Raw genomic sequence first — 19,930 nt, forward strand, 5'->3', positions numbered from 1 at the left:
TTATCCCTCAGCTGCGACCCGGAAGCCATTTTCCAGGTCGGCAATCAAATCTTCACCATCTTCAATGCCGGTTGAGATACGCAGTAACGTCTCTGAAATCCCGGCGGCAGCACGTGCTTCCGGCGCCATGCCCGCGTGTGTCATGGTGGCAGCGTGGGAAATTAAGCTTTCAACCCCACCTAAAGATTCCGCCAGCGTAAATAATGACAAACCGCTTAAGAAGCGACGCAGTGTTTGCTCATCGCCATCCAGTTCGAAACTCAACATTGCGCCAAAGCCTTTCTGCTGGCGCGCAGCAATCTCGTGCCCCTGATTTTCCGGTAGCGACGGGTGATAAAGTTTTTTCACCAGCGGCTGCTTTTTCAGAAACTCAACGATCGCCTGGGCGTTACGCTGCGCCACTTCCATACGTGGAGACAGTGTTCGCAGGCCACGCAACAGCAGGTAGCTGTCGAAGGCGCTACCGGTGACGCCGATATTATTCGCCCACCATGCCAGTTCTGTGACAGTTTCCGGGTCTTTGGCAATCACCACGCCCGCGACAACATCTGAGTGGCCATTCAAGTATTTAGTACATGAATGCAATACCAAATCAGCGCCCAACGCCAGCGGGTTTTGCAACGCCGGACTCAGGAAAGTGTTATCCACCACGCTGACCGCACCAGCCTCACGCGCGAGCTGACAGATTTTCGCAATATCCACGACGCGCAACAATGGGTTGCTCGGACTTTCCACCAGTACCAGCTTTGGTTTTTGCGCCAGCGCCGATTTTAATGCCTGCTCATCATTCTGATCGACAAACAAAACCTTATAGCAGCCGCGTTTTGCCAGACTGTCGAAGAGGCGGTAGCTACCACCATAGCAGTCATGCGGCGCAACCAGCAGGTCGCCCGGTTTCAGGAAAACCGTAGTCACCAGATGAATCGCCGACATACCGGTGTTGGTCATCACGGCACCCGCACCGCCCTCCAGCTCTGCCAGGGCACGCTGCACGACATCGCGCGTCGGGTTACCGCGGCGTGAATAGTCATGGGCTCGAGGCTCATTAAATCCGGTGAAATTATAGGTGCTGGAGAGGTGGATGGGCGGAACAACGCAACCGTACTGCTCGTCATCGTTCAATCCGCTACGCACTGCGATGGTGGCCTGTTTACGCGTCATGGTGGAGGCTTCCTGGCTTAATGGATGAAAAGTCAGGCACCAGAGTAAACATAAGAATAATAGACGTCAATACATCTGGACATCTAAACTTCTTTGCGTATAGATTGAGCAAAATCGCAATAGCCGTTAAAATTATATGCTTTAGTGAAGTGACGCAGAGCGATACACCGTGTCACGGTACTGACTCTACGGTAAACTACGCGAGATTATGGTCCGGGCGCTGCGTTGATCAGGTTCTGACCTTTTATTAATGACTGAGAGGATTAAAGGTATCTCATGGCTGAATGGAGCGGCGAATATATCAGCCCGTACGCTGAGCACGGTAAGAAGAGTGAACAGGTAAAAAAAATTACGGTTTCCATTCCTCTGAAGGTGTTAAAAATCCTCACCGATGAGCGCACCCGTCGTCAGGTTAACAACCTGCGTCATGCCACCAACAGCGAACTGCTGTGTGAGGCATTCCTGCATGCGTTTACCGGCCAACCTTTGCCCAACGATGAAGACCTGCGTAAAGAGCGCAGCGATGAAATCCCGGAGGAGGCAAAAGTAATTATGCGCGAATTGGGTATCGACCCCGATACGTGGGAGTACTGATTTAAAAAGGCGGCTCATGGATTGAATCGCCTTTTTTGTCTCGAACAAGGATGTAAATCATGACAAAGAAGTTTGTCCTCTTGCTGCTCGCGGTGATGGTTTTCCCGGTTCTGGCTTATGAACCGCAGACGGGCGATATCATCTTTCAGATGTCTCGCTCGTCGCAAAGTAAAGCTATCCAGCAAGCCACTCATTCGCGCTTTAGCCATACTGCTACAGCATACTGAATACCTACAACCAGAGGCTGGAAAGCGCAGGAATGACGTTGGATACGTCGCTTACGTTAACGGCGGGAAGCGTTATACGCGCAGTGGAGAACCACAGAGCATGCCTGAATGTGCACTGCTATCCCCGGTAATGGAGCAGAGACAAACAAAAAGGCAGAAGAAGTCTTCTGCCTTTTTGTTTATCTGTCCGTTGCGCTGGCTGAATCAGAAGCGGGTCACTTCCGGGTGAACCTCTGCCAGAGAAGTGAAGTAAGACACAACGACATTTTTGAGTGCATTCAGCATATTCATTTTCCTTTCACGCGTTGTTGATAACCTCTTTCGCAGTGAAAAGCATATGCCTGTTTACCCTCATCGGCAATATTTTTGTGACATGCATCACAAAAATATTGCTCAAATGATCGCCTATATGACTGAGGCGTGAGATTGCGCTTCACGCGCCTTTTGGCGATTGATATAGCCGATATCGTTGTTGCCCCATAGCTGGTCATAAGGCATACCCGCCAGCATTTCCACAGTCTTACGCGCTTGTGGGGTGATGGATTCCGGTGTCAGGCGGCCCGCACTACGCATTTTTGCCGTCTCTTCGCGCAGAACGCTGTGCGTAGACAAGTTCAGGCGGAAGCGCAACGACACCAGGAAACCGATCGACAGCACCAGCACGGTACCGATACTCAGAATCATCAGGATGGTATGGCTCACTCCGGGCACCTGCGTACTCTGCCCGGAAACAAAACCGGACATCTGCATCACAATACCCACCAGCATCACGGCGCCAGCCTGAGAGGCTTTACGCGTTAACGTCATGATCCCGGCAAAGATGCCCTCGCGACGCTGACCTGTCACCACCTCGTCCACATCGGCGATATAGGTATAGATATTCCACGGAATATAGTTGATGCCGCCACGCCCTAACCCGGCAATACCAGAAATAAACAACAGCAGCGACATGTTATCGCTCTGTCCGGCCAACGACAGCAGAGCAAACGAAACCGCAGCCAGACCAAACAGCACCACAACAATACGGTAAGACGGCGCAGCGCCGAAACGAATACAGAGTGGGATCATCCCCATGACCGCGATAAATTGCAGAATCGCCATGGTTCCCATCAGGCTGGAGGCCAGTGTCGGGCTCTGCATCAACACAAACACCACATAGTAGGTGAAGACCGCGTTGAAAACGTCCTGGGCAATATACCCACCAAGATACATGCCCAGATGCTGACGAAAAATACGGATACGGAAGGTGGAACTCAGCTCAATGATCAGACGACTCAGGCTTTGCCCAAGCGTAAGTTTCGGTTTCGCCGCTTCCGCTTCTTCATCACGCGGGCGCTCCCAGGTGAAGGTCCACACCAGCGTCAGGACGATCGCGCAAATCACCGCGAACACGATACTGGCATAGAAGAAGGAGACGGCATTATCTTTGCCGAAATGGCTTAACAGAATGCCCGGCAGGAATGCGGCCAGAATGGCGGAAAGCTGCGCCAGCGCGATACGCGCCCCGGAAAACTTGGTTTTCTGTTTAAAGTCATCGGTCATCTCCGGTACCAGCGTTTCGTAAGGCACCAGAATCATGGTGTACACCACATCAAACAGCAGGTACGTGAATAAATAGTACCAATAGTTCATGTGGCCAACCCACATCAGCGTATAGGAAAATACGCAGGGAATACCGAGCAGAATAAAGAACTTACGGCGGCCGAAGCGTTTACCGAACCAGGTATTGCCAAAGTTATCGGTCAGATAACCCATCAGCGGGCTGACAACGGCATCCAGCACCCTGGCCATGGCGAAAATGAAGGTCGCCTCAATCGGCGTTAAGCCGCAAAACGTTGTATAAAAATAAAGTAACCATGCGGCGGTCAGTGCTGTTGTACCCGCGCCCAGAAAATCTCCGGAGCCGTACGCCAGATAATTCACTAAACCAATTTTGCGTGTAGACATTGTTTAACCCAATCCTTAGCGAAATATAAAATTTCGACTTAAAAATTGCGAGCGGATACGGCGGCAATATATATTGCCGCCGCATTATTCAGACACAGAAAGAAAGGTAATTAGAAGTTATAACCGATACCGACGCGATAACGCGTCTGGCGATCGTCTGTCGTTGCCGTTTTATAACCAGAAGACACATTACCTACTTCAACAAATGGCACCCAAGAACCAAATTTATAAGCAATACGGCCGTTATATTCATAATCACGCTTGGTATTGTTATAAAGATTTTCAGCTTCAGCAAATTTATAAATACCGTTTAGCTCAAACATCCAGTTCCCGGTATTATAACCAATCCATACTTCCGGGCGGTTAACGCGACGGTCATCACGACCTTCTGCGTTACGACGAGTGTACTCGAAACGGTAACGGAAGGCGGTCCACCAGTTGTCGTTGATATTGTACTGAACACGCACGAACGGCTTATAAATGGTTTGGTTCTCGTCCGTTTCGATGGCAATACCAGGCAACCAGACCAGGTTGCTCCAGGTAAACTGGTAGTTGGCTGTATACTCAATCCCGTTCGTTTCCATATTATTTAGCGGCTTTTTCGCATCCGCATCATCAGAACGGGAAATACCTTCTAAGGCCACCCCAAAGCCGCTGGCAAAACGCTGTGACATATATACACGATCATAGTTACGCCCGTCATCGTAATATTCATGACGATAGTCTACGTAACCCGCATGGGCTGTTCCTGCCAGTACCGGCAGTAATAACAACGCATATTTCAACTTCATGGAAATTCCTCTTTGACGTAAATTTCAATAAAAGAAAAGCGTGTAGCTATGGATTCGCAGGCCAGCGTAACGAGTGAAAGACAGCTACAAATTAAAAATATCCTAATAACGTGAGGAATTGTATTTTAGTGTAAATGTACAAACCTTTGAGTTTTTGCCAGCATTCCGTTTAAGTGGCAAAAAAGCAAAGATATGTCGGCTTAATGTCACCAACTGAAACATTGGATTTTTTAAAAAGAAACAGCGTGCCAAATCAAAAGAACTGGCGTTGCGAAAAACTGCGGTAGGGGATGAAGAGCAAGGGGGTGTTACACAGAAGGGCGCGGAATTCAGGGACAAAAAAAGCGCCTTGCGGCGCTTTTTTCATCTGGCAACTTATTTGCTGCCCGGGATGCTGAAGCGTTTGTTGAAACGCTCAACACGACCACCGGTATCAACAACACGTTGTTTACCAGTAAAGAACGGGTGGCAGTTGCCGCACACGTCCAGGTTCAGGTCGTGACCCACGGTAGAGTGGGTTTTGATCACATTACCGCAAGAACAGGTTGCAGTAATAGCTACATAATTCGGGTGAATACCTTTTTTCATGGGAAACCTCAGTTTAAGGCCGCGTCGCTCTTCCAGCCCTAACGCCAGACACCACGCGAGTTAATGTATTAGTGGATCTCTGGCACGTGAATACGCACCAAAGGCGGCGAATCATACAGAAATTAACCAACGTATGCAAACTGATCCGCGCCCCACCTTTAACAATGTGTATACTATCCCGCCAGTTTTCAAGCCAGGATCCTGAGATGCCCGTCGCCCATGTAGCGCTACCCGTACCGTTGCCCCGCACCTTTGACTACCTGCTTCCCGATAGCATGGTCGCCAGCGCGGGCTGCCGGGTACGCGTGCCCTTTGGCACCCAGCAACGGGTGGGGATTGTGGTCTCCGTCGGTGAGACCAGTGAATTGCCCCTCAGTGAGCTCAAAAGCGTGCTTGAAGTGCTGGACAGTGCTCCTGTCTTTTCCGTCCCGGTTTGGCGGCTTCTGCTCTGGGCGGCGGATTATTATCACCACGCCATTGGCGATGTGCTTTTCAACGCAATTCCTGTACCGCTACGCCAGGGTAAACCCGCCAGTGCCGCAGTACAGTGGTTCTGGTTCGCCACCGAGCAAGGGCAGGCGGTCGACCTTAATAGCCTTAAACGTTCGCCAAAGCAGCAACAGGCGCTGGCAGCCCTGCGCCAGGGGCGCATCTGGCGGCATCAGGTTGCTGAGCTTGAGTTCAATGACGCCGCGCTACAAGCACTGCGTACCAAGGGGCTGGCAGAGCTCAACAGTGAGGAGCCCGCGCATCATGACTGGCGGCATGGCTTTTCCGTCTGCGGCGAGCGTCTGCGCCTTAACACTGAACAGGCAACTGCGGTGGGGGCCATTCACAGCGCGGCGGACCAGTTCTCGGCCTGGCTGCTGGCGGGTGTAACCGGTTCTGGCAAAACAGAAGTCTATCTCAGCGTGCTGGAAAATGTGCTGGCACAAGGGAAACAGGCGCTGGTGATGGTGCCGGAAATCGGCCTGACGCCGCAGACCATCGCCCGTTTTCGCGAACGCTTTTCTGCCCCGGTCGAGGTACTGCATTCCGGACTAAATGACAGTGAACGCCTGTCAGCCTGGTTAAAAGCCAAAAACGGCGAAGCGGCGATTGTCATTGGCACACGTTCGTCACTGTTCACCCCGTTTAAAAATTTGGGCGTTATCGTGATCGATGAAGAACACGACAGCTCTTATAAACAACAGGAAGGCTGGCGCTACCATGCGCGCGACCTGGCCGTCTATCGTGCCCACAGCGAGCAGATTCCAATAATACTCGGCTCGGCGACGCCCGCCCTGGAGACGCTCCACAATGTGCGGGCGCGGAAATATAAGATGCTGCGCCTGACGCGCCGCGCTGGCAACGCCCGCCCCGCCATGCAGCATGTTCTGGACCTGAAAGGCCAGGCGCTACAGGCAGGACTCTCCCCTGCTCTTGTTAATCGCATGCGCCAGCACTTGCAGGCAGGCAATCAGGTCATCTTGTTCCTGAACCGTCGAGGCTTCGCGCCGGCACTGCTGTGCCATGATTGTGGCTGGATTGCCGAGTGTCCGCGCTGCGATCATTACTACACGTTACACCAGGCCCAGCAGCATCTACGCTGCCACCATTGCGACAGCCAGCGCCAGGTGCCACGGCAATGCCCTTCCTGCGGCTCAACCCATCTGATGCCGGTTGGACTGGGTACAGAACAACTGGAGCAGGCGCTTGCCCCGCTTTTTCCGGGGGTGCCGCTGTCGCGTATCGACCGGGATACCACCAGCCGTAAAGGCGCGCTCGAGCAACACCTGGCGGAAGTACATCGCGGCGGCGCGCGTATTCTTATCGGCACGCAGATGCTGGCGAAAGGGCACCATTTCCCGGATGTCACGCTGGTTGCCCTGTTGGATGTCGACGGTGCGCTCTTCTCCGCTGACTTCCGCGCCGCTGAACGCTTTGCGCAGCTTTATACCCAGGTCTCCGGGCGTGCCGGGCGCGCGGGGAAACAGGGTGAAGTGGTACTGCAAACCCACCATCCGGAACACCCTTTATTGCAAACACTTCTGCATAAAGGCTACGACACCTTCGCGGAGCAGGCACTGGCGGAACGTCAGACGCTCCAGCTTCCCCCCTGGACCAGCCATGTGCTTATCCGTGCGGAAGATCATAACAACCAACAGGCGCCGCTGTTCCTGCAACAGCTAAAAAATCTGCTGCAATCCAGCCCGCTGGCAGACCAGCACCTCTGGGTGCTTGGCCCGGTTCCGGCACTGGCTCCCAAACGCGCCGGGCGCTGGCGCTGGCAGCTCCTGCTACAACATCCTTCCCGCGTGCGCCTGCAACAAATTGTCAGCGGCACGCTTACGCTTATCAACACCTTACCAGAAGCCCGCAAAGTGAAGTGGGTGCTGGATGTGGACCCTATTGAGGGCTAAGGTTGCGAGGCACCTCGAAAAATTCAACTTTCATCACATTTTTAATGAAAATTCTGTAACCGATTAGATTAACTATCTGATAAAAATGTGTCTGCGCCTGCGCCGCGCATGCGAGGAGAAGAAGGTGAAGACCAGGAATCAGGTTGCAGCCGCGACCATGAAAGATGTTGCCGTTAAAGCGAAGGTATCCACGGCAACGGTGTCCCGTGCGTTAATGAACCCGGATAAAGTGTCGCAGGCTACCCGCAATCGGGTTGAGCAGGCGGCAATGGAAGTGGGTTATTTGCCGCAGTCGATGGGACGTAACGTTAAACGTAATGAATCCCGGACGATTCTGGTGATTGTGCCGGATATTTGCGATCCGTTTTTTAGTGAAATTATCCGTGGCATCGAAGTCACTGCCGCAGAAAATGGCTATCTGGTATTGATCGGCGATTGTGCTCATCAGAATCAGCAAGAAAAAACCTTTATCGATTTAATCATCACTAAGCAGATAGATGGCATGTTGCTGCTCGGTTCACGCTTGCCTTTTGATGCCAGCATCGAAGAACAACGTAACCTGCCGCCAATGGTGATGGCGAATGAATTTGCCCCGGAACTGGAACTGCCCACAGTACATATCGACAACCTGACCGCCGCCTTCAATGCCGTGAATTACCTGCGCGAACAGGGGCATCAATACATTGGTTGCATCGCCGGTCCGGAAGAGATGCCGCTGTGCCACTATCGCCTGCAGGGCTATGTACAGGCGCTGCGTCGCTCCGGCATTACCGTTGACCCGCACTATATTGCCCGTGGCGACTTTACCTTTGCCGCTGGTAGCGAGGCGCTGGAACGGTTACTCTCGCCGCCGAAGCCGCCCACTGCGGTATTCTGTCATAGCGACGTCATGGCGCTCGGCGCATTGTCTTATGCGAAGCGCCGTGGTCTGAAAGTGCCGAATGATTTGTCTATTATTGGTTTCGATAACATCTCGCTGGCGGAATTCTGCGATCCTCCGCTCACCACCGTCGCCCAGCCGCGTTTCGATATCGGTCGCGAAGCAATGCTGTTATTACTTGAACAGTTACAAGGGCATACGGTAAGCAGCGGCTCCCGATTACTGGATTGCGAATTGGTCATTCGTGGGTCAACTAAGGCGTTGACTTAACGTAAATGCGTTATCGGAATCCCTCTTCTGGTCAAAAGCCCGTCGCTTAAGTAACATGACGGGCTGACAAACGAAATAAATACAGCGAAACGATAGTGGCACAACGAGATTATGTACGCCGCAGCCAGTCGGCTCCTTCGCGGCAAAAAAAGAGTAGCTCAAGGAAGAAGCAACGTAGCGTATCCGCTGTCTCGCCCGCAATGGTCGCGATTGCCGCCGCAGTACTGGTAGCTTTTATCGGTGGCCTGTACTTTATTACCCACCACAAGAAAGAAGAATCTGAAACGCTGCAAAACCAGAAGGTTGCAGGCAATGGTCTGCCGCCAAAACCGGAAGAGCGCTGGCGTTACATTAAAGAGCTGGAAAGTCGCCAGCCAGGCGTACGTGCGCCTACCGAGCCATCTGCGGGTGGTGAAGTGGAAAAACCGGAGCAACTGACCAATGAGCAACGTCAGTTACTGGCGCAAATGCAGGCGGATATGCGCCAGCAGCCTACGCAGTTAAACGAAGTGCCGTGGAACGAGCAGACGCAGGAGCAGCGCCAACAAACGCTGCAACGCCAGCGTCAGGCGCAGCAACAGGTACAGCAGCAGATGCAACAACAGCAGTGGAGCAACGTGCAGGTTGAGCAACCGACACGGACGCCGCCACGGGTGACGGAGCAACCACGCACGGCGCAAACCGCGCCGGTGCAGGCAGCGAAGCAAACGCCTCAGCAAAAGCCATCTGCCGCCAGCCAGCAGCCATACCAGGATCTGCTGCAAACGCCAGCACATACCACGGCGGCTGCGCCGAAAACGCAGCAGGCCGCTCCGGTGACGCATGAAGAAGCACCGAAGCAAACGGCCGAGAAAAAAGACGAACGCCGTTGGATGGTACAGTGTGGTTCGTTCAAAGGTGCGGACCAGGCAGAGACCGTTCGTGCCCAGCTCGCCTTTGAAGGGTTTGATTCTCGCATCACCAGCAATAACGGCTGGAATCGCGTGGTTATCGGTCCGGTTAAAGGCAAAGATAACGCAGATAGCACCATTAGCCGTCTGAAACTGGCCGGCCACACAAACTGCATCCGTCTCGCCGCCGGGGGTTGAAACCCCCAAAATCTCCCCCATCTATACTTGCATTCTGCCCCGTATCACTACGGGGCTTGTATTCTGCATTCGTAACCAGGGGGTCTGCTCGTGACAACAATAGTAAGCGTACGCCGTAACGGCCATGTCGTTATCGCTGGTGATGGCCAGGCGACACTGGGCAACACCGTTATGAAAGGCAACGTGAAGAAAGTTCGCCGTCTGTACAACGACAAAGTCATCGCAGGCTTTGCCGGAGGCACGGCTGATGCCTTCACCTTGTTTGAACTCTTTGAACGTAAGCTGGAGATGCACCAGGGCCATCTGGTGAAAGCGGCGGTGGAACTGGCCAAAGACTGGCGTACCGATCGCATGCTGCGCAAGCTGGAAGCGTTACTGGCGGTGGCCGATGAAACGGCCTCACTGATCATCACCGGTAACGGTGACGTTGTGCAGCCAGAAAATGACCTGATTGCCATTGGCTCTGGCGGCCCATATGCCCAGGCGGCTGCCCGTGCATTGCTGGAAAACACCGACCTCAGCGCGCGCGATATCGCCGAGAAAGCGCTGAACATCGCCGGTGATATCTGCATCTACACTAACCACTTCCACACCATCGAAGAATTGACCACCAAGGCGTAAGGATTCCTCATGTCTGAAATGACCCCACGCGAAATTGTCAGCGAACTGGACAAACACATTATCGGTCAGGATGCGGCGAAGCGTTCCGTGGCGATTGCCCTGCGTAACCGCTGGCGTCGTATGCAGCTTGATGAAGAGCTGCGCCATGAAGTGACCCCGAAAAACATTCTGATGATCGGGCCGACCGGTGTCGGTAAAACCGAAATTGCCCGCCGTCTGGCGAAACTGGCAAACGCGCCATTTATCAAAGTTGAAGCAACCAAGTTCACCGAAGTGGGTTATGTCGGTAAAGAAGTGGATTCCATTATCCGCGATCTTACCGATGCCGCCGTGAAAATGGTCCGCATGCAGTCCATCGAGAAAAACCGCTATCGTGCCGAAGAGATGGCGGAAGAGCGTATTCTGGACGTACTGATCCCCCCGGCAAAAAACAACTGGGGCCAGCCGGAAACCGTTGCTGAGCCGTCTGCGGCACGTCAGTCTTTCCGCAAAAAACTGCGTGAAGGCCAGCTCGACGATAAAGAAATTGAAATCAACCTGGCCGCGTCACCGATGGGCGTAGAGATCATGGCGCCTCCGGGAATGGAAGAGATGACCAGCCAGCTCCAGTCCATGTTTCAGAATCTGGGCGGGCAAAAACAGAAGCCGCGTAAGCTGAAAATCAAAGATGCAATGAAACTGCTGATTGAAGAAGAAGCGGCGAAGCTGGTGAACCCGGAAGAGCTGAAACAAGATGCAATCGACGCGGTTGAGCAGCACGGTATCGTCTTCATCGACGAAATCGACAAAATCTGTAAGCGCGGCGGTAACACATCCGGCCCGGATGTTTCCCGCGAAGGTGTTCAGCGCGACCTGCTGCCGCTGGTAGAGGGTTGTACCGTTTCTACCAAGCACGGCATGGTGAAAACTGACCACATCCTGTTTATCGCCTCCGGCGCATTCCAGGTGGCCAGCCCGTCTGACCTGATCCCGGAACTGCAGGGTCGTCTGCCTATTCGCGTTGAACTGAAAGCGCTGACCACGCAAGACTTTGAACGCATTCTGACCGAGCCAAACGCATCGGTTACCGTGCAGTACAAAGCATTGATGGCAACAGAAGGCGTCAATATCGATTTCACTGACGACGGGATTAAACGCATCGCGCAAGCGGCCTGGCAGGTGAACGAGACCACCGAAAACATCGGTGCGCGTCGTCTGCACACCGTTCTGGAACGTCTCATGGAAGATATTTCCTATGACGCCAGCGACCTGAATGGCGAAACTATCATCATCGACGCCGACTATGTGAGTAAGCACCTTGATGCTTTAGTGGCAGATGAAGATCTGAGCCGTTTTATCTTATAATCGCAGCCACAACGTTTTCATCATTTCCGATGGGGGCTTATGCCCCCATTTTTTATTACTGGCTGGTGACTATGACTGACGCACAACCTTTGAGCCGCACCCAGGCCTGGCTGGAAAGCCTGCGCCCAAAAACACTGCCGCTGGCGTTTGCCGCTATCGTGGTAGGGACGACGCTGGCCTGGTGGCAGGGTTTCTTCGATCCGCTGGTTGCCATACTGGCATTAAGCACCGCCGGATTGCTGCAAATCCTTTCCAATCTCGCCAACGACTATGGCGATGCGGTCAAAGGCAGCGATAAACCCGACCGTATTGGTCCGTTGCGCGGTATGCAAAAAGGGGCGATTTCGCTTGAGCAGATGAAGCGTGCGCTGATCATTGTCATTGGCCTGAGCTGCATTTCCGGCCTGCTGTTGCTGCTGGCCGCCTCACAAACCCTGACGGATTTCATCGGCTTTGTGGTGCTTGGCGCGCTGTCTATCATCGCCGCTATCACCTACACCATCGGCAAACGACCTTACGGCTATATCGGCCTTGGCGATGTTTCGGTACTGATTTTCTTTGGCTGGCTGAGCGTAATGGGAAGCTGGTATCTGCAAACGCATATGCTGATCCCTGCGATTATCTTACCCGCTACGGCGTGCGGGCTGCTGGCGACTGCGGTGCTGAATATCAACAATCTGCGTGATATCGACAGCGATCGCGCCAATGGCAAAATCACGCTCGTGGTACGCTTAGGGCCGGTGAACGCACGCCGCTACCATGCGGGTCTGCTGGCCGGCGCCCTTCTCTGTCTGGCACTGTTTAACCTGCTGTCACTGCATAGCGTATGGGGTTGGCTGTTCATCCTTGCCGCGCCGTTGCTGTTAAAACAGGCGCGTTTTGTGATGCGTGAGCGGGATCCGAAAGCTATGCCGCCGATGCTCGAACGTACAGTAAAAGGGGCTTTACTGACTAACCTGTTGTTTGTGATTGGGATTATGCTGAGTCAGACGCATTTTTAACTGACAAAAGTCAATTAACAATTGATGATTTTGCCAACAATGCGTGATGCGCGATATACTGACAACTCTCGCAGCAACTGAACGTTAAGCCTATGAAATACGATACGTCTGAGCTCTGTGACATCTACCAGGAAGATGTCAACGTCGTGGAACCGCTGTTCTCCAATTTTGGTGGACGGTCGTCGTTCGGCGGTCAAATCATCACGGTGAAATGTTTCGAGGATAACGGGTTGCTGTACGATCTGCTCGAAGAAAATGGCCGTGGTCGTGTACTGCTGGTTGATGGCGGTGGTTCTGTGCGTCGTGCGTTAATTGATGCGGACCTGGCGCGCATCGCTCTGCAAAACGAGTGGGAAGGGATTGTGGTCTACGGCGCGGTGCGCCAGGTGGATGATCTGGAAGAACTGGACATTGGCATTCAGGCCATTGCCGCGATTCCGGTGGGTGCCGCTGGAGAAGGCATCGGCGAAAGCGACATTCGCGTCAATTTCGGCGGCGTGACCTTCTTTTCCGGCGACCATCTCTATGCCGATAATACCGGGATAATCCTTTCCGAAGATCCACTGGATATCGAGTGATCAAAAAAGGCACCGCAAGGTGCCTTTTTTATGCGCTGTACCGTTCTGGAAAAGAAAGCCAGAGCAGCTACGCGAAAGATTTCATGTTGTAGCAAGCCGGCAACTGAGCGAATCCCCGGGAACACAGACAACGACGTGCCAGGGGAAAGTGAGCACAGCCAACGCCGCTACGGCACGAAAGATGACGCGTAATCAGACTTCTTCCATACGGCCCAGCAGCGCCTGCAGACGTTCCTGCCAGCCATGCTGCTGTTCTTTCAACTGGTTGTTTTCACGGGCCAGTTCTTCGCGATCATGCTGCGCGGACTGTACTTCCTGGGACAGACTGTTGTTCTTCTCTTTCAGCTCTTCGATTTCCATCTGCAGCAGCGTGATGGTATCAATCGCCTGCTGTACTTTCGCTTCCAGCTTCTCGAATACTTCTAATGACATCGTCATACCTCTCCTGAATTGCAAGGCGTTGATGGGTATATACCACTCGGGTAAATCCGCGTTCCGTGAACGGCGACGCCTTAATGTATTTAGCGCACGGTCTTAGTACCCGATTGTATGAAGCCCTTTAGCCCCTGTCCAGCGACAACCCGCGCAGATCGCGCTTTGCAACACTTTTCAGCCTAAACCTGGTGCATTTGCGGTCCGCTTCAATAAATTGTTAAATTGAGGGTTACAAAAATGATTCAGCTCACACTTCTCCCTCCTTCGCAAACGCGCCTCATCGCGCGAAAACGCTCATTTTATTGACGCAGTACACACATTTTGATTTCGATATTTCTCGTTTTTGCTCGTTAACGATAAATTAACAGTATGTCTACACGGCATCTTGGAGTCTTCTCCCTCCATGCAAACTATAACCATTAAACTCTTTGCAGGATCCGATTATGAGTCAAACCTCAACCTTAAAAGGTCAGTGCATCGCCGAGTTTCTCGGTACCGGGTTGTTGATTTTCTTCGGTGTGGGCTGCGTTGCGGCACTTAAAGTAGCAGGTGCCAGCTTCGGACAGTGGGAAATCAGTATCATTTGGGGTCTGGGCGTGGCGATGGCCATCTACCTGACCGCAGGGGTTTCCGGCGCACACCTTAACCCGGCTGTGACCATTGCATTGTGGCTGTTTGCCTGCTTCGACGGGCGCAAAGTTGTACCCTTTATTGCTTCTCAATTTGCCGGCGCATTCTGCGCGGCCGCACTTGTTTACGGGCTTTATTACAATCTTTTCTTCGATTTCGAACAAACTCACCATATGGTGCGTGGCAGCGTCGAAAGCCTCGATCTGGCAGGCATCTTTTCAACCTACCCTAACCCGCACATCAATTTCTTCCAGGCCTTTGCTGTTGAGATGGTGATTACCGCGGTTCTGATGGGCGTCATTATGGCGCTGGGCGACGATGGTAACGGGATCCCGCGTGGCCCGCTGGCTCCGCTGCTGATTGGCCTGCTGATTGCTGTTATTGGTGCCTCTATGGGTCCGCTGACCGGGTTTGCGATGAACCCTGCTCGTGATATCGGACCGAAAGCGTTCGCCTGGCTGGCAGGCTGGGGCAATGTCGCCTTTACCGGTGGGAAAGATATTCCTTACTTCCTCGTACCGCTGTTTGGGCCTATTGTCGGCGCATCACTGGGTGCCTTCGGTTATCGTAAACTGATTGGCCGTAATTTACCGTGTGACGTTTGTGCTGTGGAAGATGACAAAGACGCCACCACAACTTCACAACAAAAAGCTCCGCTGTAATGTGACTACGGGACATAAATCATGACTGAAAAGAAATATATCGTTGCGCTGGACCAGGGTACCACCAGCTCCCGCGCCGTCGTAATGGATCATGACGCCAACATCATCAGCGTTTCGCAGCGCGAATTCGAACAAATTTATCCTAAGCCAGGCTGGGTTGAGCATGACCCAATGGAAATCTGGGCAACGCAAAGCTCCACGCTGGTAGAAGTGCTGGCTAAAGCGGATATCAACTCAGATGAAATCGCCGCGATTGGTATCACCAACCAACGTGAAACGACCATCGTCTGGGAGCGCGAAACCGGTAAACCTATTTATAACGCCATTGTCTGGCAGTGCCGCCGTACATCAGAAATCTGTGAGCAGCTCAAACGTGATGGCATGGAAGAGTACGTGCGTAACGCAACAGGTCTGGTGGTTGACCCGTATTTCTCCGGCACCAAAGTGAAGTGGATTCTCGATCATGTTGAAGGCTCTCGCGAACGTGCGAAGCGTGGCGAGCTGCTGTTCGGTACCGTCGATACCTGGCTTATCTGGAAAATGACCCAGGGCCGCGTACACGTTACTGACTACACCAACGCCTCCCGTACCATGCTGTTCAACATCAATACCCTGGAGTGGGACGACAAGATGCTGGATGCGCTGGATATTCCGCGCGCCATGCTGCCGGAAGTGCGTAAATCGTCCGAAGTCTATGGCCAGACCAACATCGGTGGTAAAGGCGGTACACGTATTCCTATCGCCGGGATCGCCGGTGACCAGCAGGCAGCGCTGTTCGGTCAGTTGTGCGTCAAAGAAGGGATGGCGAAGAACACCTACGGTACTGGCTGCTTTATGCTGATGAATACTGGCGAAAAAGCGGTGAAATCAGAAAATGGTCTGCTGACGACCATCGCATGCGGACCGAGTGGCGAAGTGAATTACGCGCTGGAAGGTGCGGTATTCATGGCAGGTGCGTCAATCCAGTGGCTTCGCGACGAGATGAAACTGATCAGCGATGCGTTTGACTCGGAATATTTCGCTACCAAAGTGAAAGACACCAACGGCGTCTATGTAGTGCCTGCCTTTACCGGCCTGGGCGCACCGTACTGGGACCCGTATGCACGTGGCGCGATTTTCGGTCTGACCCGTGGCGTAAACTCAAACCACATCATTCGCGCAACGCTGGAATCTATTGCCTACCAGACGCGTGATGTACTGGAAGCCATGCAGGCTGACTCCGGCATTCGTCTGCACGCCCTGCGTGTGGATGGCGGTGCGGTAGCCAACAACTTCCTGATGCAGTTCCAGTCGGACATTCTGGGCACCCGCGTGGAGCGTCCGGAAGTGCGTGAAGTTACGGCGCTGGGCGCAGCTTACCTGGCGGGTCTGGCAGTTGGCTTCTGGCAAAACCTGGATGAACTGCAGGAAAAAGCGGTCATTGAGCGCGAATTCCGTCCGGGCATCGAAACCACCGAACGTAACTACCGTTACGAGGGCTGGAAAAAAGCGGTGAAACGCGCGCTGGCATGGGAAGAGCGCGACGAGTAATCTCCCCCAACCCTCTCCCTTTAGGGGGAGAGGGTGAAAACCTGCCCCGCACGCTCGCTCACCTTCTGCCCCAAAAATCACGCTGGTTCGCCCCTCTTTCCTTTGGAGAGAGTGCCAGGGCGAGGGGACCAGACCGCGCCCGGACCTGCTCTGTGTGTTAAACTTCGCGCAATTTCTTTCACTTCACGAGTTTGCTATGAGACGAGAACTTGCCATTGAATTTTCCCGCGTGACCGAAGCAGCGGCGCTGGCTGGCTATAAGTGGCTGGGTCGCGGCGACAAAAATACCGCCGACGGTGCTGCCGTTCACGCCATGCGCATCATGCTTAATCAGGTCAATATCGCCGGGACCATTGTGATTGGCGAAGGGGAAATCGACGAAGCCCCAATGCTCTATATCGGTGAAAAAGTCGGTACCGGTAAAGGCGACGCGGTGGATATCGCCGTTGACCCGATTGAAGGCACCCGTATGACCGCCATGGGCCAGGCCAACGCTCTGGCAGTACTGGCTGTGGGTGATCAAGGCTGCTTCCTCAATGCGCCGGATATGTACATGGAAAAACTGATTGTCGGCCCTGGCGCGAAAGGTACTATCGACCTGAACCTGCCACTTGCCGATAACCTGCGTAATGTTGCTCATGCGCTCGGTAAACCGCTCAGTGAGCTGACGGTGACGATTCTGGCCAAACCTCGCCACGACGCCACCATCGCTGAAATGCAGAAGCTTGGTGTCCGCGTTTTCGCTATTCCGGACGGCGACGTTGCGGCCTCCATTCTGACCTGTATGCCGGACAGTGAAGTCGATGTCCTCTACGGTATTGGCGGTGCGCCGGAAGGTGTCGTCTCAGCCGCCGTCATCCGCGCGCTCGATGGTGATATGAATGGCCGCTTGCTGGCACGTCATCACGTGAAAGGCGACAACGAAGAGAATCGTCGTATCGGGGAAATTGAGCTGGCACGCTGCCAGGCGATGGGCATTGAGGCCGATAAAGTACTGCGCCTTGATGAAATGGCACGCAGCGATAACGTGATTTTCTCCGCAACCGGAATTACCAAAGGCGACCTGCTGGACGGCATTAGCCGTAAAGGCAATATCGCCACCACCGAAACCCTGCTGATTCGCGGGAAATCGCGCACTATTCGCCGTATCCAGTCCATTCACTATCTGGATCGCAAAGACCCGGACGTGCAGACGCACATTCTGTAAGATTATTTATCAGGGAGAGCTTTCCGGCGCATCCGGGCTGGAAATCCTCCCCATTCACGACGAAGATAAGGCAATGATTCTGAACAGGAGAAAATCATGGCCGACTGGGTTACAGGAAAAGTCGTAAAAGTCGAGTTCTGGACCGACGCGTTGTTCAGCCTGACTGTTCATGCCCCCGTTCATCCCTTCACTGCCGGACAATTTGCCAAACTGGGCCTCGAAATCGATGGCGAACGGGTACAGCGTGCCTACTCCTACGTCAACGCCCCAGGCAACCCCGACCTGGAATTTTATCTGGTCACCGTCCCTGAGGGCAAACTCAGCCCGCGACTGGCTGCCTTACAGCCCGACGATGAGGTATTGATTGTCAGCGAGGCGGCAGGCTTCTTTGTTCTTGAAGAGGTGCCGGACTGCGACACGCTGTGGATGCTGGCGACCGGGACCGCGATTGGGCCTTATTTGTCTATCCTGCAGGAAGGTAAGGACCTGGATCGCTTCAAAAATCTGGTGCTGGTGCATGCGGTGCGTTATGCCGCGGATTTAAGCTATCTGCCGCTGATGCTCGAACTGCAGAAACGCTATGAAGGCAAATTGCGGATTCAAACGGTGGTCAGCCGGGAAACCGTGCCCGGATCGCTCACAGGGCGTGTCCCTGCGCTGATTGAGAACGGCGCACTGGAAGCGGCGGTGGGATTGCCGATGAACAGCGACACCAGCCACGTCATGCTCTGCGGCAACCCGCAGATGGTGCGCGACACCCAGCAGTTACTGAAAGAGACCCGGCAGATGGCGAAACACCTGCGCCGCCGCCCGGGCCACATTACCGCCGAACACTACTGGTGATCAGCGGAACTGTACTTCAAGCGTATCTTTGCCGAACTTGTTCTCGCCCTGGGTGCCAATAAACGCGCCCAGGTCGATGAGCATTGTCACCATAATCAGCACTGGCACGAAGCGGCCAACAACCCATTGCCATGTACCGCCAAGTATCTCCCAGTGCCCTGCCAGCAGCATCCAGGCAAGAATAAATAACAACGACCAACTGCCAGACTTATTGCGGTCATGCAGTCGTTTCACAATCACACACGCGGTTGGCCAGAGCAGGCAAACCAGCATAAACGCGGCATTTTGGCTGGCCAGAAGTTCAAAACTGACCGCGTAAAACAACGCCGCCATCGCCAGCACCCAGATAACGGTCCAGATCCAGAAATCACGACGACCAATGCGGCCTTTAAATGAGAACAACCACTGCTGAATACCCATGTAAGGTTCCTTTAATTGTAGTGCTGCGTAGTTTACCCTGGTCGCGTGAGTTTTTGACAAGCCAGACTGTTATCGTTTTAATCGTGAGCAAAGAGAAGTGAGGACGATGTTAATGAAAACCTGGTGGCTCCTGTTTACGGCGCTCTTCATCAATCACTATGCCATCGCAGAGGATACGCCACCTGCGGCGGCGGCCCCGTATCTGCTGCCGGGTGCTCCCACCTTCGAACAATCCATCAGCCAGTTCAGGGAAAAATTCAACGAAGATAATCCCGACCTGCAGCTCAATGAATTTCGCGCTGTCGATTCGCGAGGTGATACTGAACGCCTGACCCGCGCCGCGACCAAAATTAACGACAACTTGTATGCCTCCACGGCGCTGGAACGCGGCACGTTGAAAATTAAATCCATGCAGATGACCTGGCTACCGGTCCGGGGGCCAGAGCAAAAGGCGGCCAAAGCGAAAGCCCAGGAGTATATGGCGGCGCTGATTCGCGCGTTCTCACCGACGCTGACCAAAGCGCAAAGTCTGCAAAAGCTGCAAAAATTACTGAACAACGGCAAAAACAAGCTCTGGTATGCCGAAACGGAAGGGGCTATCCGTTATGTTGTTGCAGATGACGGCGAAAAGGGGCTGACCTTCGCTGTTGAACCGATTAAGCTGGCGCTATCTGAAAGCCTGGAAGGCGACAATAAATGACAAAAAGCAAA

The 19,930-nt window shown here is 53.5% G+C and carries 19 protein-coding genes and 1 pseudogene; 14 read left to right on the forward strand and 6 right to left on the reverse strand.

The features are described 5' to 3' along the window. On the reverse strand, positions 1-1,161 hold the full coding sequence (metB, locus tag MRY16398_RS28175; RefSeq protein ID WP_039077293.1) for a cystathionine gamma-synthase: 1,161 nt from the start codon (positions 1,159-1,161) through the stop codon (positions 1-3). A gap of 276 nt (positions 1,162-1,437) precedes the next feature. Here metB and metJ point away from each other — a divergent pair, with 276 nt between their 5' ends. Together metJ and MRY16398_RS28185 are read left to right on the forward strand one after the other, a co-directional pair. After that, positions 1,438-1,755, forward strand: a complete 318-nt coding sequence (metJ, locus tag MRY16398_RS28180; protein WP_007369220.1) for a met regulon transcriptional regulator MetJ — start codon at positions 1,438-1,440, stop codon at positions 1,753-1,755. Between the two features lie 95 nt (positions 1,756-1,850). After that, positions 1,851-1,967: pseudogene (locus tag MRY16398_RS28185) on the forward strand (YiiX family permuted papain-like enzyme); the annotation flags it as partial. Positions 1,968-2,387: 420 nt separating this feature from the next. On the opposite strand, the gene MRY16398_RS28190 reads toward MRY16398_RS28185, so the two are convergent. The 3 genes from MRY16398_RS28190 to rpmE all read right to left on the reverse strand — a co-directional run bounded on the left by MRY16398_RS28190 (position 2,388) and on the right by rpmE (position 5,308). Beyond that, a complete protein-coding gene (locus MRY16398_RS28190; protein ID WP_079498465.1) occupies positions 2,388-3,929 on the reverse strand; it encodes an MFS transporter in 1,542 nt (513 codons plus the stop codon). Positions 3,930-4,039: 110 nt separating this feature from the next. Continuing rightward, entirely contained in the window at positions 4,040-4,720 is a 681-nt protein-coding gene (locus MRY16398_RS28195; protein ID WP_039077295.1) for an oligogalacturonate-specific porin KdgM family protein, read from the reverse strand. A 375-nt stretch (positions 4,721-5,095) separates the two neighbouring features. Next, entirely contained in the window at positions 5,096-5,308 is a 213-nt protein-coding gene (rpmE, locus tag MRY16398_RS28200; RefSeq protein WP_039055221.1) for a 50S ribosomal protein L31, read from the reverse strand. Between the two features lie 206 nt (positions 5,309-5,514). On the opposite strand from rpmE, the gene priA reads away from it, so the two are divergent. The 7 genes from priA to rraA all read left to right on the forward strand — a co-directional run bounded on the left by priA (position 5,515) and on the right by rraA (position 13,492). Beyond that, positions 5,515-7,710, forward strand: a complete 2,196-nt coding sequence (gene priA, locus MRY16398_RS28205; RefSeq protein ID WP_125125584.1) for a primosomal protein N' — start codon at positions 5,515-5,517, stop codon at positions 7,708-7,710. Between the two features lie 124 nt (positions 7,711-7,834). Then, the gene (gene cytR / locus MRY16398_RS28210) at positions 7,835-8,860 is read left to right on the forward strand and encodes a DNA-binding transcriptional regulator CytR (RefSeq protein ID WP_125125585.1); all 1,026 of its coding nucleotides are present in this window, start codon (positions 7,835-7,837) and stop codon (positions 8,858-8,860) included. 95 nt (positions 8,861-8,955) lie between these two features. After that, positions 8,956-9,948 carry a cell division protein FtsN gene (gene ftsN / locus MRY16398_RS28215; RefSeq protein WP_075203617.1) on the forward strand — a complete coding sequence of 331 codons (993 nt, stop codon included), beginning with the start codon at positions 8,956-8,958 and terminating at the stop codon, positions 9,946-9,948. A 90-nt stretch (positions 9,949-10,038) separates the two neighbouring features. Beyond that, positions 10,039-10,569 carry an ATP-dependent protease subunit HslV gene (gene hslV / locus MRY16398_RS28220; protein ID WP_039077299.1) on the forward strand — a complete coding sequence of 177 codons (531 nt, stop codon included), beginning with the start codon at positions 10,039-10,041 and terminating at the stop codon, positions 10,567-10,569. Between the two features lie 9 nt (positions 10,570-10,578). Further along, on the forward strand, positions 10,579-11,913 hold the full coding sequence (hslU, locus tag MRY16398_RS28225) for an HslU--HslV peptidase ATPase subunit (RefSeq protein WP_039077300.1): 1,335 nt from the start codon (positions 10,579-10,581) through the stop codon (positions 11,911-11,913). 71 nt (positions 11,914-11,984) lie between these two features. Beyond that, entirely contained in the window at positions 11,985-12,914 is a 930-nt protein-coding gene (menA, locus tag MRY16398_RS28230) for a 1,4-dihydroxy-2-naphthoate polyprenyltransferase (RefSeq protein WP_071194823.1), read from the forward strand. A 92-nt stretch (positions 12,915-13,006) separates the two neighbouring features. Continuing rightward, complete coding sequence (gene rraA / locus MRY16398_RS28235) at positions 13,007-13,492, forward strand: ribonuclease E activity regulator RraA (RefSeq protein WP_039077301.1); 486 nt, start codon at positions 13,007-13,009, stop codon at positions 13,490-13,492. Between the two features lie 192 nt (positions 13,493-13,684). Here rraA and zapB read toward each other — a convergent pair whose 3' ends face one another. Beyond that, complete coding sequence (gene zapB / locus MRY16398_RS28240; RefSeq protein ID WP_103245119.1) at positions 13,685-13,930, reverse strand: septal ring assembly protein ZapB; 246 nt, start codon at positions 13,928-13,930, stop codon at positions 13,685-13,687. A 440-nt stretch (positions 13,931-14,370) separates the two neighbouring features. Here zapB and MRY16398_RS28245 point away from each other — a divergent pair, with 440 nt between their 5' ends. The 4 genes from MRY16398_RS28245 (at position 14,371) to fpr (ending at position 18,799) form a co-directional block, all read left to right on the forward strand. Beyond that, positions 14,371-15,219 carry an MIP/aquaporin family protein gene (locus MRY16398_RS28245; protein ID WP_039077302.1) on the forward strand — a complete coding sequence of 283 codons (849 nt, stop codon included), beginning with the start codon at positions 14,371-14,373 and terminating at the stop codon, positions 15,217-15,219. A gap of 21 nt (positions 15,220-15,240) precedes the next feature. Next, a complete protein-coding gene (gene glpK / locus MRY16398_RS28250; protein ID WP_039077303.1) occupies positions 15,241-16,749 on the forward strand; it encodes a glycerol kinase GlpK in 1,509 nt (502 codons plus the stop codon). 196 nt (positions 16,750-16,945) lie between these two features. Beyond that, positions 16,946-17,956: a class II fructose-bisphosphatase gene (gene glpX / locus MRY16398_RS28255; protein WP_039077304.1), complete on the forward strand. Its 1,011-nt coding sequence runs from the start codon at positions 16,946-16,948 to the stop codon at positions 17,954-17,956. Between the two features lie 96 nt (positions 17,957-18,052). After that, positions 18,053-18,799, forward strand: a complete 747-nt coding sequence (gene fpr, locus MRY16398_RS28260) for a ferredoxin--NADP(+) reductase (protein ID WP_108702238.1) — start codon at positions 18,053-18,055, stop codon at positions 18,797-18,799. Here fpr and MRY16398_RS28265 read toward each other — a convergent pair whose 3' ends face one another. Then, entirely contained in the window at positions 18,800-19,219 is a 420-nt protein-coding gene (locus tag MRY16398_RS28265) for a DUF805 domain-containing protein (protein WP_039077306.1), read from the reverse strand. Between the two features lie 112 nt (positions 19,220-19,331). Here MRY16398_RS28265 and MRY16398_RS28270 point away from each other — a divergent pair, with 112 nt between their 5' ends. Beyond that, a complete protein-coding gene (locus tag MRY16398_RS28270; RefSeq protein WP_039077307.1) occupies positions 19,332-19,919 on the forward strand; it encodes a DUF1454 family protein in 588 nt (195 codons plus the stop codon). The last annotated feature ends 11 nt before the right edge of the window (positions 19,920-19,930 follow it).

Source organism: Phytobacter sp. MRY16-398, from assembly GCF_003925915.1.
GTDB lineage: Bacteria > Pseudomonadota > Gammaproteobacteria > Enterobacterales > Enterobacteriaceae > Phytobacter > Phytobacter diazotrophicus.

Bases quoted from the DNA above. Each gene is read 5' to 3' on its own strand.
- MRY16398_RS28190 (WP_079498465.1), bottom strand. From the start codon at position 3,929: ATGTCTACACGCAAAATTGGTTTAGTGAATTATCTGGCGTACGGCTCC.
- MRY16398_RS28245 (WP_039077302.1), top strand. From the start codon at position 14,371: ATGAGTCAAACCTCAACCTTAAAAGGTCAGTGCATCGCCGAGTTTCTC.
- metJ (WP_007369220.1), top strand. From the start codon at position 1,438: ATGGCTGAATGGAGCGGCGAATATATCAGCCCGTACGCTGAGCACGGT.
- rpmE (WP_039055221.1), bottom strand. From the start codon at position 5,308: ATGAAAAAAGGTATTCACCCGAATTATGTAGCTATTACTGCAACCTGT.
- fpr (WP_108702238.1), top strand. From the start codon at position 18,053: ATGGCCGACTGGGTTACAGGAAAAGTCGTAAAAGTCGAGTTCTGGACC.
- glpX (WP_039077304.1), top strand. From the start codon at position 16,946: ATGAGACGAGAACTTGCCATTGAATTTTCCCGCGTGACCGAAGCAGCG.
- MRY16398_RS28195 (WP_039077295.1), bottom strand. From the start codon at position 4,720: ATGAAGTTGAAATATGCGTTGTTATTACTGCCGGTACTGGCAGGAACA.
- MRY16398_RS28270 (WP_039077307.1), top strand. From the start codon at position 19,332: ATGAAAACCTGGTGGCTCCTGTTTACGGCGCTCTTCATCAATCACTAT.
- menA (WP_071194823.1), top strand. From the start codon at position 11,985: ATGACTGACGCACAACCTTTGAGCCGCACCCAGGCCTGGCTGGAAAGC.
- hslU (WP_039077300.1), top strand. From the start codon at position 10,579: ATGTCTGAAATGACCCCACGCGAAATTGTCAGCGAACTGGACAAACAC.
- glpK (WP_039077303.1), top strand. From the start codon at position 15,241: ATGACTGAAAAGAAATATATCGTTGCGCTGGACCAGGGTACCACCAGC.
- MRY16398_RS28265 (WP_039077306.1), bottom strand. From the start codon at position 19,219: ATGGGTATTCAGCAGTGGTTGTTCTCATTTAAAGGCCGCATTGGTCGT.
- rraA (WP_039077301.1), top strand. From the start codon at position 13,007: ATGAAATACGATACGTCTGAGCTCTGTGACATCTACCAGGAAGATGTC.
- metB (WP_039077293.1), bottom strand. From the start codon at position 1,161: ATGACGCGTAAACAGGCCACCATCGCAGTGCGTAGCGGATTGAACGAT.
- zapB (WP_103245119.1), bottom strand. From the start codon at position 13,930: ATGACGATGTCATTAGAAGTATTCGAGAAGCTGGAAGCGAAAGTACAG.
- priA (WP_125125584.1), top strand. From the start codon at position 5,515: ATGCCCGTCGCCCATGTAGCGCTACCCGTACCGTTGCCCCGCACCTTT.